General features: G+C 72.3%; 15 protein-coding genes and 1 pseudogene. 8 read left to right on the forward strand and 8 right to left on the reverse strand.

Translation table 11 applies throughout. The features are described from left to right. Positions 1-29: 29 nt before the first annotated feature. Positions 30-440: a hypothetical protein gene (locus tag ACFXGI_RS16975; protein ID WP_384706727.1), complete on the reverse strand. Its 411-nt coding sequence runs from the start codon at positions 438-440 to the stop codon at positions 30-32. A gap of 168 nt (positions 441-608) precedes the next feature. Then, positions 609-1,349, reverse strand: coding sequence for an SDR family oxidoreductase (locus tag ACFXGI_RS16980; RefSeq protein ID WP_384706729.1), 741 nt, complete (start codon positions 1,347-1,349; stop codon positions 609-611). A 113-nt stretch (positions 1,350-1,462) separates the two neighbouring features. Between ACFXGI_RS16980 and ACFXGI_RS16985 the strand changes: the two genes are divergently transcribed. The 3 genes from ACFXGI_RS16985 (at position 1,463) to ACFXGI_RS16995 (ending at position 5,534) form a co-directional block, all read left to right on the forward strand. Then, a complete protein-coding gene (locus ACFXGI_RS16985) occupies positions 1,463-1,951 on the forward strand; it encodes an RrF2 family transcriptional regulator (RefSeq protein ID WP_384706731.1) in 489 nt (162 codons plus the stop codon). Positions 1,952-2,125: 174 nt separating this feature from the next. After that, the gene (locus ACFXGI_RS16990) at positions 2,126-3,079 is read left to right on the forward strand and encodes a phospholipase (RefSeq protein ID WP_384706733.1); all 954 of its coding nucleotides are present in this window, start codon (positions 2,126-2,128) and stop codon (positions 3,077-3,079) included. 103 nt (positions 3,080-3,182) lie between these two features. Beyond that, complete coding sequence (locus tag ACFXGI_RS16995) at positions 3,183-5,534, forward strand: ADP-ribosyltransferase domain-containing protein (RefSeq protein ID WP_384706735.1); 2,352 nt, start codon at positions 3,183-3,185, stop codon at positions 5,532-5,534. A 27-nt stretch (positions 5,535-5,561) separates the two neighbouring features. On the opposite strand, the gene ACFXGI_RS17000 is transcribed toward ACFXGI_RS16995, so the two are convergent. After that, positions 5,562-6,407 (reverse strand): MurR/RpiR family transcriptional regulator, encoded by an 846-nt coding sequence (locus ACFXGI_RS17000; RefSeq protein ID WP_384706737.1) that lies wholly within the window; start codon positions 6,405-6,407, stop codon positions 5,562-5,564. 47 nt (positions 6,408-6,454) lie between these two features. On the opposite strand from ACFXGI_RS17000, the gene ACFXGI_RS17005 reads away from it, so the two are divergent. From ACFXGI_RS17005 to ACFXGI_RS17025, 5 genes and pseudogenes are all read left to right on the forward strand, one after another. Continuing rightward, positions 6,455-7,330, forward strand: coding sequence for an EamA family transporter (locus tag ACFXGI_RS17005; protein WP_384706739.1), 876 nt, complete (start codon positions 6,455-6,457; stop codon positions 7,328-7,330). Positions 7,331-7,454: 124 nt separating this feature from the next. Continuing rightward, positions 7,455-7,748: a trypco2 family protein gene (locus ACFXGI_RS17010; protein ID WP_384706741.1), complete on the forward strand. Its 294-nt coding sequence runs from the start codon at positions 7,455-7,457 to the stop codon at positions 7,746-7,748. Next, entirely contained in the window at positions 7,738-10,701 is a 2,964-nt protein-coding gene (locus ACFXGI_RS17015) for a tetratricopeptide repeat protein (protein ID WP_384706743.1), read from the forward strand. The genes ACFXGI_RS17010 and ACFXGI_RS17015 overlap by 11 nt, the downstream gene beginning before the upstream one ends. Before the next feature lie 126 nt (positions 10,702-10,827). Continuing rightward, positions 10,828-11,030 (forward strand): annotated as a pseudogene (locus ACFXGI_RS17020) (MerR family transcriptional regulator); the annotation flags it as partial. 486 nt (positions 11,031-11,516) lie between these two features. Next, positions 11,517-11,666 (forward strand): hypothetical protein, encoded by a 150-nt coding sequence (locus tag ACFXGI_RS17025; RefSeq protein WP_384706817.1) that lies wholly within the window; start codon positions 11,517-11,519, stop codon positions 11,664-11,666. On the opposite strand, the gene ACFXGI_RS17030 is transcribed toward ACFXGI_RS17025, so the two are convergent. The 5 genes from ACFXGI_RS17030 to ACFXGI_RS17050 form a co-directional block, all read right to left on the reverse strand. Beyond that, positions 11,663-12,313 (reverse strand): SRPBCC family protein, encoded by a 651-nt coding sequence (locus ACFXGI_RS17030; protein WP_384706745.1) that lies wholly within the window; start codon positions 12,311-12,313, stop codon positions 11,663-11,665. The genes ACFXGI_RS17025 and ACFXGI_RS17030 overlap by 4 nt on opposite strands. A 156-nt stretch (positions 12,314-12,469) precedes the next feature. Continuing rightward, positions 12,470-13,558: a PP2C family protein-serine/threonine phosphatase gene (locus ACFXGI_RS17035; protein ID WP_384706747.1), complete on the reverse strand. Its 1,089-nt coding sequence runs from the start codon at positions 13,556-13,558 to the stop codon at positions 12,470-12,472. A 157-nt stretch (positions 13,559-13,715) separates the two neighbouring features. After that, positions 13,716-14,381 carry a CE1759 family FMN reductase gene (locus ACFXGI_RS17040; protein ID WP_384706749.1) on the reverse strand — a complete coding sequence of 222 codons (666 nt, stop codon included), beginning with the start codon at positions 14,379-14,381 and terminating at the stop codon, positions 13,716-13,718. After that, complete coding sequence (locus ACFXGI_RS17045; RefSeq protein ID WP_384706751.1) at positions 14,378-15,478, reverse strand: LLM class flavin-dependent oxidoreductase; 1,101 nt, start codon at positions 15,476-15,478, stop codon at positions 14,378-14,380. Before ACFXGI_RS17045 ends, ACFXGI_RS17040 begins: the two co-directional genes overlap by 4 nt. 206 nt (positions 15,479-15,684) lie before the next feature. Continuing rightward, positions 15,685-16,002: a hypothetical protein gene (locus tag ACFXGI_RS17050; protein ID WP_384706753.1), complete on the reverse strand. Its 318-nt coding sequence runs from the start codon at positions 16,000-16,002 to the stop codon at positions 15,685-15,687. Positions 16,003-16,138: the final 136 nt, after the last annotated feature.

A 16,138-nucleotide genomic window follows, 5' to 3' on the forward strand; every position in this document is an offset into this window, starting at 1 on the left:
GTGCCGATCCTGATGGCGGAGGTCGTCCGTCAGGCCTCCCCCGTACGGGCTGCCCCGCCCAGCAGCCCGCGCCAACGGCCCCGCTCCGTCCACAGGCAGGCGGTGGCGAGCACGGTCACCGCCGAAGCCGCCCACGCGGGCCACGCCGCCCAGGACGCCGCCACGGCCACGGCGAGCTGGAGGAGGACCAAGCCCACGGTGACCGCCCCCGGCACCGCCACGATCACATGCGCCTTGTCACCGGGGGTGGAGAACACCGTCGGCAGCCCGATCAGCAGCGCCACGGCCGCCACCGCGGCCCCCACCGACCAGGGCGCCAACGCCCACGGCGCGGCCACCCACGCGCACAGCTCCGTCGCGAACCGCAACACCGAGGCGGTGTCCGCCCGTTCCCCGCCTTTCGCGCGTCCCGCCGCTTTCATCCCACTGTCGTGCGTCATGCCGGATGCCCTCCCGTCGTACGCCGCGCCGCGCCGCGCCGGGCACACGATACGAGGTCCCGGACGCCGTTGAGGACATGGTCGACGGCACGTGCCGGACGGCTCTGTGGACCACCGACACGGGGCTCTGACGCGGCGATGGCCTGCCCGCTTCGGTCGGGTCCGCGTTCAGCGCGTCGCGCCGAGCCATTCCTCGTAGGAGGTGGTGGCCGGGCGAGCATCGGGGCCGCCGGTCAGGACGTCGCCCTCGACGGCCGCGAACATGCCCGCCTGCTCATCGGTGACGACCGTACGGGGGTCCTGCCGGGCCGACAGCGTGAGACGGCCGAGTTCGTCGAGGGCGAAGACCTCGGGGCCCGCGACGTCGACCGTGCCGTTGAGCGGTGCGCCGGTGGTGACCTCGGCGAGGGCGGCGACGACATCGGCCGCGGCCATCGGCCGGACGGGGGTGGAGGGCAGCCGGACGGTGTGGTCGTCGGCGGTCCAGGCCAGCACGGCGTCCATGAACTCGAAGAACTGGGTGGCGCGGACGATCGAGTACGGGGTGGGCCCCTGCTTGAGGACGTCCTCCTGGAGCGTCTTCGCGCGGTAGTAGTCCAGCTGTGGCACCCGGTCGACGCCGACGATCGACAGGATCACCTGGTGGCCGACGCCCGCCCGCTCCCCCGCGGCCAGCAGGTTGCCCATCGTGGTGCGGAAGAAGTCCGGGGACGCCTCGTCGAAGGTGGGCGAGTTCGTCACGTTGACGACGGTGTCCGCGCCGGCGAGCGCCTGGTCCAGCCCCGCGCCGGTGAGCAGGTCGACGCCGCTCGACAGGGATGCGGCGACCACCTCATGTCCGGCCGCGCGGAGCGTGGAGACGAGCTGGGAACCGATGAGTCCGGTGCCGCCGATGACCGTGATCTTCATGACCGTGCCCTTCCTTGCGTGGGACCGAGTGCGGCCTCTACCGCCTCGAACTCGGACAACTCTTGTCCGAGATGTTACTCGGATAAGCTGTGTCCGAGTCAAATGGAGGGCGCATGAAACTGTCCGGGGGCGTGGAGTGGGCGCTGCACTGCTGCGTGGTGCTGACCGCGGCGAGTCAGCCGGTGCCCGCCGCCCGGCTGGCGCTGCTGCACGACGTCTCGCCGAGCTACCTGGCCAAGCAGATGCAGGCCCTGTCCCGGGCGGGTCTCGTGACCTCCGTCCAGGGGAAGACGGGCGGATACGCGCTGACCAGGACCGCTTCCGAGATCACCGTCCTGGACGTGGTACTGGCCGTCGACGGAGCGGACCCGGCGTTCGTCTGCACCGAGATCCGGCGGCGCGGCCCGTTCGGAGCCCCGCCCGAGGCGTGCACGAAGCCGTGCGGGATCGCCGGCGTGATGGCCGCCGCCGAGGCCGTCTGGCGGGCTTCGCTCAAGGCGGTCACCATCGCCGACCTCGTCGGCTCGGTGGAACGGGACGACGGCCCCGATGCACTGCCGACCATCGGCGCCTGGCTGAAACCGCCGTCCGGCCGGGCCTGACCCGTCGAGATCGGCGGTTTCTCGCCATTCACGGGCCATGCCCGAGCAAGTTCCATTCATCATGCATTTATCGCGTGTCAGCATGTGGTGGGCGAGATCGATCGCCCCTTTCGGACACCGACATGACGGAGTGCTTTCTTGACCACTCACCTCAGGCGTACCGCCGGCCCACGGATGCTCTTATCCCTGGTCGTGGCCCTGTGCGCAATCATCGGCAGCACCGCGCTCGCCACGACCCCGGCGGCAGCGGCCGATCAGCGTCACCCGATCTACGCCATCGCGCACCGCGTCGACACCCTGGGCGGCGTGGACGCCGCGCTCAAGCACGGCGCCAACGGCATCGAGATAGACGTGTGCGCCTGGTGGAACCCGAACGAATGGCGCGCCTATCACGACTGTTCCTCAGCCGGCGACAACCGGCTGGGACCCGCCTTCGACAGCATGATCGACCGCATTCTCTCCCACGCCGGCGCGGGACGCCGACTGTCGCTGGTATGGCTGGACATCAAGGACCCGAACTACTGCGGGGAGCAGGAGAACCGCGGATGCAGCGTCGCCGGACTGCGCGACAAGGCGCAGCGGCTGACGGCTGCCGGAATCCAGGTGCTCTACGGGTTCTACGAGTACCACGGCGGCAACACCCCGGATGTCGGCGGCCGGGGCTGGAAGAGCCTGGAGGGCAGGCTCGGCAGTCTGGAGGGAATCACGACGACCGGAACCCGCGATCAGGTCCGGGGTGCCTTCGACCGGTCCGGTTCCGGATTCCCGGCCGGTCGACGGGTGATGGACTACGGCGACAGCGACATCACCAAGGGGTTCGGCAACTGCGCCGAATCCACTCATTACACGTGCGCGGAGCTGAAGAAGGGCGCCGGGGACCGTGACGCCCGGCAGCTCGCGGCCACGCTGTCCTGGACGACCACGTACAACGATCCCTGGTACGTCGACAAGCTGCTCGGCGAGGGCCGTGTGGACGGGATCATCGCGGGCTACGGGGCCTTCACCGGAGTGCGCGAGTACGACGACGGCTGGCAGTGCGCCAACGCCGTCGGCCTCGTCCGCGACTGGGTGGGCCGCCACAGCGGCACCCATCGCATGGCCACTTCCGGTGACCGCCTGTTCAGGTAGACCCCGCGCGGCGCGGCAGGGGGGCGGTCGGGCACCCCGAACTGTCAGTGGTGGCGGCTACGTTCGAGGTGTTGAACGAGCTGTTTTCCGACAGGAGTGGACGATGACCGAGAGCAGTGCTCCGCCCGTGCTCAGGGTGGTGCTGACAGACGTCAACGAGCACGTGGTGGAGGCGTGGCGGGCCGCGTTCGCGGACACCCCCGGCATCGAGATCCGCCGGGGCTCGATCCTCGACGAGGACGTCGATGCCTGGGTCACGCCGACGAACTCCCGCGGCCGGATGGACGGTGGGGTCGACGCCGTCATCAAGCGGCACCTCGGATCCGGCATCCAGCTGCGGGTGCAGCGGGCGATCCGCGACCGGTTCGCCGGGGTCATGCCGGTGGGCAGCGCGGTATGCGTCGCGTCGGGGGCGGCCGTTCCCCGCTTCCTGATATCGACGCCGACCATGGTGCGGTCCTCGCAGAACGTGAGTGCCACGCTGAACGTGGCCCTGGCGTGCGCCGCCGCGTTCCAGGCCGTCCACCGGCAGAACCGGAAGGCGCCGGGCAGTATCCGCTCCGTGGCGCTGGTCGGGATGGGAGCACAGACCGGCCGGGTGCCGGCCAGGGTGTGCGCCAACCTGATGTGGACCGGCTACACGCTCTTCCACGACCACTGGTTCGAGGACGACGACGAGCTGCGCGCCACGGTCGTCACGCAGCTCGACGGCATCGAGAAGCGTCCGGTCGAGGAGCGGGTGCGCATCGTGCCTCCGAATGCCGTCACCCCTGCCGCCGCCCCCGCTTGCGCCCCTGTTCCCGTTCCCGCCCCGGTCTCGGCCGGCGCCCCTGCCGCCGAAGGGCCCTCCCCCGTGACCGATGCGAACGACGCCCTGGGTCTCACCGAGCTGTTCGACGGCGGCGGTGAGCCCTGGCTTCCGCTCCTGAAGCCCGTCATCGAGGCGCAGCCGGACGCCGCCCGGTTCATCGGGAAGGGGCGCAGCCCCGAGGTCGTCCCGGTCCGTGAGCTGACCTTCCAGGCGCTCAAGCCCAACCCGCCGCACAAGTGGAAGGTCGTCGCCTTCGGCCAGAACCCGTACCCGCGCCCCGAGAGCGCGACCGGCATCGCCATGTTCGACAACACCTTCAACGACTGGAAGGACAGTCAGTTCGGCAGGGTCGTCAGCATCCGCTGCATCATCAAGGCGGCGGCCATGTGGAAGTACGGAATAGCCAAGAAGACTCCGATCGCCGACGTTCGCGCGCTGCTGAAGGAGCGGGAGACGGTCCAGCCGCCGGAGTGGTTCCAGGCGATGCTGACGCAGGGTGTACTGCTGCTGAACGCCTCGCTCACCGCCAGCGCCGACGGGGCGATGGGGGCCGACCGGCACACGGCGTTCTGGCGGCCCGTCGCCGAACGGATCGTCGAGGAGATCCTCAAGGCGAAGCAGGACGCCGGCGAGGAGGACCGCGGGGTCGTGTTCGCCTGGTGGGGGGCGCACGCCCGCAGCCTCAAGAAGGTGGTGCTGCGGCTCCAGGAGAAGTACCCGGACGTCGAGGTCCGGCACATCGACCACGCTAACCCGGCGGCGCAGGGCGACATCTTCTGCGAGGGCGATCACTTCGCCATGGTGAACGAGGCCTTGGCCTCGCTGGGCGCCGACGGGATCGACTGGCTGCCGAGCAAGGGGTGGAACGCGGGGGCGGCCGGTGCGGACGGCGCCGGCAGTGCGGACGGGGGTGTCGCGGCCCGGATGGGCGCCTTCATCGAGTCGACCATGAACCTGCACCAGCTGTATCTGGAACGCCTCACCGGCGTCAAGGACGAGGGCCTCGTCCTCCCCGCGATCACCGGTGTGTTCGACACCCCGCTGATGGACTTCCAGGACGCCCTCGCGCCGGTCGCCGAGACGCTGTCGGGGCTCGCCGGAACCATCACCCGGTCACGGGACTTCGGCAAGCGGCGGGCGGACGAGATCTCCGGGAGCCTGTCCGCCGAAGCGATCGCCGCGCTCCACCTCTACACCTGCGAGTCCGCGTTCTACCGGGAGATCAACGCCGTCCTGCGCTCCCCGGACCGCACCAGGGTCACGCCCTACCTGCCGTACCTGCGGCTGCTGTTCTCGGCGGTCTCGGGGCTGCCCGCCCACACGCAGCCGCTGTGGCGCGGTGTGTCGCTGGACCTGCGGGCGCAGTACCCGGTGGGGCGGACGGTGACCTGGTGGGGCGTGTCCTCGTGCACCTCCCAGCTGAACGTGGCCCGGTCCTTCCTGGGCAGCCGCGGCAAGCGGACGCTCTTCGAGGTGACGCCCGCCAAGGCGGTCGGCATCCGGAGCTTCTCCGCCTTCACCGGGGAGGAGGAGTACATCCTCGCGCCGGGCACCCAGCTCAAGGTGACGGACGTGAAGAGCGAGCGCGGCGGACTGTGCACGGTACGGCTGACGGAAGCGGACGCGGCTCCCCTGGTGTCCTGACCGTCCGCCGGTCCGGGGTCAGTAGGCTTAGTCCGCCGTCACGTCGGCCGCGAGGTTCAGCGTCCGCTCGGCGTCCGGGCCGCGCAGCGCCAGGAGGGTGAGGGTGACGGCGTCGACGACGGCGAGGTGGGCCATGCGGCTGGCGACGGTCTCCAGGCCGAAGACCAGGTCCTGGCCGCCGGCCACCAGGGTGCAGGTGCTCATGTCGCTCAGCGGTGAGCGGGCGTAACTGGTGAGGACGACGACCTCGGCGCCGGCCGCCCGGGCGCGGCGGGCGGCGTCGACCGTACTGCGGGTGGCTCCCGTGTGGCTGACGGCCAGGCAGACGGCGCCGGGCGGGAGCTGCGCGGCGGCCAGCTCGGCGGTGATCGGGTCGACCGGAGCGTCGACGGCGCAGCCCAGGGCGCGCAGCCGGTAGGCGGCGTCCGCGGCGACCGCGCCGGACAGCCCCGCACCGGTGACCAGGACCCGCGGGGCGGTGTGCAGCAGGTCGGCCGCCTGCCGTACGCGCTCGGCCGGCAGGGTGGCGGCCAGTCCGTCCAGCGCCTCCCGGGCCGAGCGGACCGTGTCGGCGAGCGCGCGCGCCGCCGGGTCCGAGTCGTCCGGGTCGCGTTCCAGAGGCCGGGCCGGAGCCTGGCGGGCCGCGGCGATCTTGAGTTCCTGGTAGCCGCGGAAGCCGAGGCGCTGGCAGGCGCGCACCACGGAGGAGGCCGCGGTGCCGGCCAGGACGGCCACGTCGCTGATGCTCAGGTGGACCAGGTCCGCGCCCTGGTCGAGCACGACCCGCGCGACGCGGGCCTCGGCTCCGCGCAGTTCCGGCAGATGGGCACGGACATGGGCCGCGAGCCCGCCCGGTTCGGAATTCATTTCCATGGTGTTATGTTAGCGCGGAAATCAGTTCCAGAGACGGGAGCGTCGCCATGTCCGGAGGTCCGTCGCTGCCGACGGGGAGCGGCGCCGTGTCCGTCGCGGTGCTCGCCGCGGCGCTGCTGCACGCACTGTGGAACGGACTGGCCCACCGGACCGAGGACAAACTCGCCGGCTTCACGCTGATCAGCCTCACCATCACCGGCTGCGCCGCGGTGATGGTGTGCTTCGTTCCGGCCCCGGACCCGGCCGCCTGGCCGTTCATCGCCCTCTCGACCGCGCTGCAGGCGGCCTACCAGGGGCTGCTCCTACGGGCCTACCAACTGGGCGACTTCGGTCAGATGTATCCCATCGCCCGGGGCAGTGCGCCCCTGCTGGTGGCCGTGGCCTCCTGGGCCCTGCTCGGCGAGCGGTCGACGGGCGCGGCACTGCTGGGCGTGGCCGTCATCTCCTGCGGTCTCATCGGGCTGGCTTTCGCGGACGGCCTGCCGACCCGCTCCCGGTTGCCGGCGCTGGCGGCCGCGCTCGGGACCGGTGTGGCGATCGCCTCCTACACGATCGTCGACGGCTCCGGCGTACGGCACGCGGGCTCCGTGGGCGGCTACATCGCCTGGCTGTTCCTGTGCCAGGGCCCGGTGCTGCCGCTGCTCGCCTGGGCCCGGTACGGCCGCGGGCTGGCCGGACGGCTGAGGCCGCAGTGGAGGTCCGGGCTCGTCGGCGGCGTGCTGTCCCTCACGGCGTACGGACTCGTGGTGTGGGCGCAGGCCCACGGCAGCCTCGCGACCGTCGCGGCCCTGCGCGAGACCAGCATCGTGATCGCCGCCCTGATCGCCACCCTGGTCTTCCGCGAGCGGCTCGGCCGTGTGCGGACCGCGGCCAGCGCCGTGGTACTGGCCGGGATCGCGGTCATGGAACTCGCCCACCCCTGAGCGGCGAGCCGGCACCGCACCCGCCCGTCGGTCTGCACTGAGGCGTGATCATGTTGGCTACCATCGTGGCTAGTTGACACGCTGATCCGGTCCGGGGGGGCCTCCTGTGAATGATGCTGTCGAATTGGCGGACATGATCGCCCAGCTGCGCCGGGAGCTGAGCCGGGCGATGTCCGACGGCGAGGAATCCGACCTGAAGTTCAAGGCGGAGCGCGTGGAGCTGGAACTGACCGTGGGGGTGGAGCGGACCACCGAACCGGGTGTGAAGGTGCGGTTCTGGGTCTTCGACGCCGGCGCCTCGGCGAAGCGCTCGTCCACCGTCACCCAGAAGCTGACCCTCACGCTCCAGCCCGTACGGGCGGACGCTCCCGAGCAGATGGCCCTGATCTCCGGGGACGAGCTGCTCGGTGAGCGCTGAGGGGGCCGCCGGGCGCGGCGGACTCGACCCGCACCGCATCGCCGAGGTCATCGTCACCACCGCCGCCGGAGGCGGGCGGCGGGGCTCGGGGTACCAGGTCGGCGACACGGCGGTACTGACCGCCCTCCACGTGGTCGCTGGGGCGACGGGGGTACAGGTGCGCTTCGACGCCGACCGGCCCGGCCAGTGGGCCGCGACGGCGGAGCTCGCCTGGTCGGATCCCGGGACCGACGTCGCGGTGCTGACCTTCACGGCCCCGCCGGGTGCGGGGCCCGTCCCGGCCGCGCGGTTCGGCCGTATCGGCGACGACCGCCATGCCGTCATAGACGTGCACGCCGCGGGCTTCCCCCTGTGGAAGCGCCGACGCGGCGCCGACGGCATGCAGTTCCGGGAACTGCACCAGGCCGACGGAACCGTGGCCGCCCTGTCCAACCTGCGCACCGGGACCCTGGAGATCACGGTCGCGGCGGCGGCCGCCGACCCCGACCCCGCGGTATCGCCCTGGTCGGGGATGTCCGGGGCCGCCGTGTGGGCCGGGCCGTACCTCGTCGGGGTCGTCGCCGAACACCACCGCGGAGAAGGCCTCGGCCGGCTCACGGCGGTCCGCGTCGACCACACCCTGCAGCGGGTCGCCGACGGCGCCCGGGCCGAGCTGGCCGCACTGCTGGCCATCCCCGATCACACCACGCTGCCGGACGTCGGCGCCGAGCCCGGCGCCCCGGGCCCAGCGGCCCCGTCGAAGGTCATCGGGCTGCCGGTCTCGCACGGCCTGGAGCTGTTCAAGGACCGCACCGAGGCCCGGGACCTGATCGGCCGCCACCTCGCCGACCCGGGGATCCGCATGGTGACCGTCACCGGACGCCGCGGCATCGGCAAGAGCGCGGTCGCCGCCAAGGTCATGGAGCTGCTGGCACACGGCGAGTGGCCGGGCCACGCCCGGGCGCCGCTCCCGGCGGGCCTGGTCAACCTGAGCACCCGCACCTCCGGGGTCTCCCTCGAACGCCTCTACTTCGACTGCGCCCGCGCCCTGGGTCCCGCGCACGAAGCACGCCTCCTGGAGGTCTGGGCGGCCAACCGGCCCGTGCCGGACAAGATCGATGAACTGTTCACCGCGATGGGGGACCGCCTCTTCGTCATCCTCGTCGACAACCTGGAGGACCGGCTCCTGGACGACGGCCGGCTCGACGACGAGGAACTCGACACCTTCTTCGACTGCCTCTTCCGGGCCCGGGGCACACCCAGGCTGCTGGTCACCTCGTCGCTGCCGCTGCGACTGCCGCCCGAGCTGCGCCGGTTCGCCGCCGAGGTCGAGCTGTCCGACGGTCTGCCGCCCGCCGAATCCGTCGCGCTGCTGCGCGAACTCGACCAGGACGGCAGCCTCGGTGTGGCGCGGCTCTCGGACGAGGAGCTGCTGCGGGCGGCGGTCCGCGTCCACGGGGTGCCGCGCGCGCTGGAGCTGCTGGTGGGCGCCATGGCCGACGACACCCTGCTGCTGCCGACGCTGGAGGAGGTGCTCGAGGACTTCACCCTGCGCGGTGACGTGGTCGCCGGCCTGGCCGAGGACCGCTACCAACGCCTGGGCACCGACAGTCGCAGCGTGCTGAACGTCCTCGCGGTGCTGCGCTCCCCCGTGCCGCGTGAGGCGGTCGAGTGGATCGTCGGCGGCCTCGTTCCCGCCCTCGACGTCACCGCCGCCCTGTCCGGCCTGCTGCGGATGCGCATGCTGTCGGTGGACCGGGGAACCCGTACGTACGCCCTGCACCCGATGGACGCCGACCTCGCGTACGGCGCCCTGCCGGCCGAAGGCCCGCTGGGGCGGCCCGCGTGGGAGCGGCGGGCGGCCGAGTGGTACGCGCGGATCGCCCCGGCCCGCCCGGACTGGCGCACGCTGGACGACGTACGGGCCCACCGTCGCGCGTTCGACCACCGGGTGCGGGCCGGGGACATGGACGAGGCGGCGCTGATCCTCGGCGCCATCGGGCAATGGATGGTGTGGCACGGCTCCGCGCTCGCCGCGATCTCGATGCACCTGACACTGGAGGAACACGTGAACGACGACCGGGCACGTCTCGCCCACCTCATCGGATTCGGGCACGCCCGATTGAGCGCCGGACCGCTGCCGCACGCCCTCGAACTCTTCACCGAGGCCGCGGAGGTGGCCGAGCGCATCGAGGACCCTCGCGCGCTCCAGGAGGCCATGTTCGGTCTCGGGGACGCGCACCGGCAGCTGGGCCGTCTGCAAGACGCGACGGTACCGCTGGCCCGGGCCGGAGCACTGGCCCGGGAGAACGGCGACGCCGAGGCGGAGGCCCACGCCGTCCTCAGTCTCAGTCTCGCCCACAGCACCCTCGGCGACGGGGAGGCAGCCCTGTCGGGCGCCGACCGGCTGGGCGAACTCGCCGCGGCCTCGGGGGACCTGCTCACCGAAGCCCGTTCCTGGAACGCCCGTTTCACGGCCCTGCTGACCCTGGGCCGCTGGGAGGAGACCATCGCGGCGGGCGACCGGGCCGTACGCGCGTACGCGGCCGCGGGCGTGCAGGAGGCGACGGACTACGCCCTGAACGCCAAGGGGGTGGCCCTGCTCGCCCTGGGCCGCCCCGAGGAGGCCCTGACCTGCATGGACGAGGCACTGCGCGCGGCTTCGGCCATGGAGAATCCGCGGACCGAGGGCGTCTGCCTCTACAACACCGCCTGGGCGCAGTGGACCCTGGGCCGGTACGGGCCGGCCGCCGAGGCGGCCGAGCGCTCGGCCGCCTCCCTCCACCGCGCCGGAGCCGCCGAGGCGGGGGCGGCGCGGGCACTCGGCGAAGCGGCCCGCGCCAGGATGGTGCCCGCCGCGCGGACGGCGGCCGACGCCCTGGACCGGGCGGCGCAGGGCGCCGGCGGCAACGTGGAGATGGTCCGCCCGGCCTGGCTGACCGCGCAGGCGGAGCACTTGCGCGAGCACGCCTGACGGCGCGCTGCCGCCCGGCCCGCGCGTCGGCCGTGCCGGGGCGCCCGCCAGCGACGGACGTCCCGCACGGGTGGCCCTCCCCCTGCGTCAGGCTTGAGGCTGTGGACGAACGAAGGGCGCAGGTCAATGGGTTACACCGTTGGCCAGGTCTCTGCCGTCGCCGGGGTGACCGTACGCACGCTGCACCACTGCGACAAGGTGGGACCGCTCTCACCCGGTGACCGCAGCCGGGCCGCCACCGCCACTACGACGACGCAGACCTGGCGCGGCTCCAGCAGATCCTCTTCCACCGCGAACCGGACCTCTCCCCGGCCGAGATTGCCGAGATCCGGAGCAAGCGCGAACTGCTGCGGGCGGCCGCGGCGTTCGTGATCCACGTGGCCGAAGGGTTCGCCGACGCTGTGGCCGAGGGCGCGGACCTGCTCCTGCTGTCGACGGCCACCGCTCGGCCGGCACGTCACGGAGGCCACCGGGATACCGAGCCTGGGCGCGTACCTCCGGCCCACCGCGCCCACCGGCGACTTCCCGCCCGACCGTGGGCGGGTCCCGGTCGCCAGGCCGGAGCGGCAACCGCTCTTTCGGGCGGTTCGCCCTGCGCATGGCCGACCGGGCCTTCGAGCCGGCGGTGGCGCGGCTGCGGCGAACGCCTGGAGCTGCCCGCGCTGACCGCCGCACGGCTTCGGCACCGCGCTGGTTCCGCGCCCGGCCGACGGGGCGGCCGGGCTGACGGCGGCCGGGCTGACGGTGACCGGATCCTGGTGGCCCTACGCCGACGCGGGCGCGGAACTCCCCGCGGACCTGGCGGACTCTCCCTGTTGTCCCCGCGGCAGGCCGCCGACGTACTCGCGGAGGCGGTACAGGACCCCTCGTACGCGAAGGCGGCCACGGCCGCCGCGCGGTACACGGCGACGGAGGACGGGACGGGCGCCGTCGTCACCGCGGTGGAGCGGTCGGCGGCTGTCTAGGCCGGTCCTTCGGCCGTCGGCTTCCCCTCGGCGGTGGCCTTGAGGTCGTGCAGCCATGATTCGAGTCCCTGGCGCAGGAGGGCGGTCGCGGTGGGGACGTCCGCGTCGACCTGGGGGCCGGTGTGGGTCTCCTCGGTGCTCACCAGGACGCCGCCGCGGGTCTCGGTGAAGTTCCACACGTGGACTCCGTCGATGTGCAGTCCCTCGCCGGTCGCGGGGCCCGTCCAGCGGATGCAGGAGTGGTGGCGCAGCTGCCTGACGGTCGAGGTGATCTCCAGGCTGGTGGCCGGAGTCGGGTTGGGGGGTACCGGGGTGGTCCACCGGAAGGACGAGCCCGGGCGGAGGGGGCCGAGGTCGAGGCGTTCCGCACTCGTCACGGGGGCCTGCCAGGCCGGCCAGCGTTCGACGTCGGTCTGCAGCTTCCAGATCGTGCGCAGCGGCGCGTTGACGAGGATCTCGGCCCGGTACCGGACGCGGGCGCCGGGGTCCACCCCGGCCCCGCGGCAGGTGAGGGAGGTGGCGGGGCGGGGGCCGGGAGAGGCGGCTGCCCCGGCGGGTAACGCGCCGGCTCCGAGGAGGGCGACGGCGAGCGGGACGGTGAACAGGGCGGTCTGGGTGCCGGTGCGGCTGCGGCGGGTGCCGGACATGGAGTCTCCCCTTGACGTCGGGCGTACGGACACTGCCGCGCGATAGAGGATCATGCGACCGCTAGAGGATATAACTCCGCCCGAGTGAGTGGCAATAGGTTTCGTTAGAGCTTCTCACTATCCCGAGATGAACGGGCTTCCGACCACGGGGACACCTCAGGGCTCGGACAGGCGCACGGCCAAAGCTGCGATGTCGTCGTCGAGGCGCCCTCTGCTGTGGTTGAGGAGGTCGCGGTGGAGAGCCGTGAGCAGTTCGCGGGGCGGCGTCGGGGGCTGTCCGTCCATCCAGGCCGCCAGCGGAAAGAACTCGCCGTTGCGGGCACGGGTCTCGGCGACCCCGTCGGTATAGAGGAGCAGCAGGTCGCCGGGGGTGAAGTCGAAGGTGTCGACGCTGTAGTGATCGCCGATCAGCTCCGCGAGGCTGAGCAGCGGCGAGGGCGTGCCCGACTCGAGGACACGCAGCTCCCTGCGGTGCAGGAGCAGTGGCGGGGGGTGTCCGCAGTTGAGGATGTCGATGCGTCCGCCCTCGTACGGGATCTCGGCGAGGAGGGCGGTGGCGAAGCGCTCCATCGACCCCTCGGGAAAGGCGGCGTTGTAACGGTTGCTGCTGGCGTCCAGCCTGCGGGCGACCTCGACCATGTTCGCCTCGGCGTAGGCCGCCTCCCGGAAGGCGTTGACGATCGCCGCCGCCGCCCCCACCGCCGGCAGGCCCTTGCCCCGCACGTCGCCGATGAGCAGCCTGACCCCGAACGGCGTCTCGACCGCCTCGTAGAAGTCCCCGCCGATACGGGCCTCCGCCGCGGCCGCGAGGTACAGCGACTCGATCTCGACGTTCCCGAGGCGGCGGGGCAGGGGACTCAGCACCACCTGCTGAGCCGCGTCGGCGACGAGCCGCACCTGGAAGAGGGTGCGCTCACGCTGGAGCCGGAGATGGCTTCCGTACGCGGCGGCCACGGTGACCGCGACGATCCCCGCGCAGGTCCACCACGTTCCCAGATCGGGGAAAATGAAGCTGAGGCCGATCATGAGTATGAGGCAGACCGTCCCGAGCAGGACGGTGGGGAGCACCGGCCACATGGCTGCGGCCAGGGCCGGCGCCGCGGGCAGGAGGCGGCTGAAGGCCATCTCCGGCGGAGTGGCGTAGGCCAGGCTGGCGATCACGACGGTCAGGAGGACCGGCGACAGCCGAACAAGCCTCCACCGGCCGTAGCGCCGAGGCAGCCGCGGCCGTTCAGACTCGATCACATGTCCCAGCATATCGATGCAATAAGGGCATGGCGCTCTGGCGAAAACAGCCGGCCGCCTGTCGCTGCGCCGGCCGGCCGACGCGGACGGGCGACCCCGGGCCGGAAAGTCGAACACGCGAGCGAAGTGCTACCGCCTCCCCGCCGCCCGGCGGCGGTCACTCGGCGCGCAGCGCGGCCAGCCGTTGTTCGAACGGCACCACCTCGAAGCCGGCGGTCGCATGTACCGACGTGATCGCCCCGGTCAGAGAGCGGGGTGCGATCGCGGCCGCGGTGTCGACGTCCGTGACGGCGTCCCGGTCGGCGTCCCGGCCGGCGGGCTCCAGGAAGCGTCCCAGCTCCCCGCCCGCGCGGGCGATCCGCCCCGCCAGGCCCTCCTCACCCCAGTCCTCCGAGGCCGCGTACACGGCGGTCGGAACGACGAGCGCACGCAGGTAGGTGAACAGCGGGCGCAGGGCGTGTTCGGTGACCAGGGAGTGCCGGGCGGTGCCGCCCGTCGCGCCGACGAGGACCGGCTTCCCCGTGAGGGCGTCCTTGTCGATGATGTCGAAGAACGATTTGAACAGGCCGCTGTACGACGCCGCGAACACGGGAGTCACGGCGACCAGGCCGTCCGCGGCGGCGACCGCGTCGAGCGCGGCGGCCAGCCGGGCGGGAGGGAATCCGGTGACGAAGTGCTGGGCGATCTCCGTCGCCAGGTCCCGCAGCTCGATCACTTCGGTCTCGGCGTCCACATGGCGCAGTGTCGCGGCCGCGAGCCGGTCGGCGAGCAGCCGTGTCGAGGACGGCGAGCCCAGTCCTGCCGATACGACGACGAGCTTCATGCCTGCGTCCCCTCCTTCGAGGTCTCCCGGGCGGCCGCGACACGGGCCGAATGCGTCGGGGCGTCCGGCACTCCGGCCGGGCGCAGGCTCGCGAACTCCTTGCGCAGCACCGGCACGACTTCCTCGCCGAGCAGGTCGAGCTGCTCCAGGACGGTCTTCAGGGGCAGGCCCGCGTGGTCCATCAGGAACAGCTGGCGCTGGTAGTCGCCGGCGTAGTCCCGGAAGGACAGCGTGCGCTCGATGACCTGCTGCGGCGAGCCGACGGTCAGCGGGGTCTGGGAGGTGAACTCCTCCAGGGACGGGCCGTGGCCGTACACCGGCGCGTTGTCGAAGTACGGGCGGAACTCGCGCACCGCGTCCTGGGAGTTCCTGCGCATGAACACCTGGCCGCCGAGGCCGACGATGGCCTGCTCGGGGGTGCCGTGGCCGTAGTGGGCGTAGCGCTGCCGGTACAGGTCGACCATCTGCTTGGTGTGGGAGGCGGGCCAGAAGATGTTGTTGTGGAAGAAGCCGTCACCGTAGTAGGCGGCCTGCTCGGCGATCTCCGGGGAGCGGATGGAGCCGTGCCACACGAAGGGCGCCACACCGTCGAGCGGGCGGGGGGTGGAGGTGAAGGACTGCAGCGGCGTACGGAACTTGCCCTTCCAGGTGACGACGTCCTCGTCCCACAGGCGGCGCAGCAGCGCGTAGTTCTCGATGGCGAGGTCGACGCCGTCGCGGATGTCCTTGCCGAACCAGGGGTAGACCGGGCCCGTGTTGCCGCGGCCCATCATCAGGTCGACGCGGCCGTCCGCGACGTGCTGGAGCATCGCGAAGTCCTCGGCGATCTTCACCGGGTCGTTCGTGGTGATCAGCGTCGTGGACGTGGACAGGATCAGGTTCTCGGTGCGCGCCGCGACGTAGCCGAGCATCGTCGTCGGCGAGGAGGGGACGAACGGCGGATTGTGGTGCTCGCCGGTCGCGAAGACGTCGAGGCCGACCTCTTCCGCCTTCTGTGCGATCGCGAGCATCGCCTTGATGCGCTCGTGCTCGCCCGGCGCCCGTCCGGTCGTCGGATCGGCCGTGACGTCACCGACGGTGAAGATCCCGAACTGCATGACTCCCCTTCCCAAGATTGTTTACAATTCAACCATACCCCGGAACGAGGAGTGCTCACGAGGTATTCCCGGCCGAGGACGCGGACGCGCCGGGTGACGCCAGCGTGCGGGCGACGTGGAGGCATCGCCAGGTCACCGTCAGGTCCGAGGTCCGGGTCGAGGAGGTGTTCCGCACCGACGGGCGCCATCGGGGACGGTCGGTGCGGTCAGGGCCGCACACGGTGCTCGGCCACGGGCCGGAACCACCGGGGCGGGCGATCGGGCGCAGCGACGTCGTGGCCGTGGATCTCGATCCGCTGCTCGCCGGGTACGGGACCGGCCTCGCCCGGACCGTGGCCGTGGCCGTGGTGGCCGTGGGGGACGATCCGGTCCGGCGCCGTCTCGTGGCGGACCTGCCCGCGGTGGCGGCGGCCGGGCGGGAGCCGGACCGGCCCGTCGGCCTCGACCACCGCCCCGACCGGATGCCGTCCCCGGCGCCGCCCCCGCAGCCCGTCGCACCTCGTCCACCGCTCACCCATGCCCATGATCGGGAGCCTGGGGGTGTCCGGCGGATCATGGCCGGGGCCTCGTCCGGCCGCCACGTCCACCGCGCCGCACCTGGTCCACGCGGGCCGGCGGCGTACCGCTAGTTTCTACTCCGGATACCCGCCCCGGACTGCG

The sequence above is a fragment of the Streptomyces sp. NPDC059355 genome (assembly GCF_042752335.1).
GTDB lineage: Bacteria > Actinomycetota > Actinomycetes > Streptomycetales > Streptomycetaceae > Streptomyces.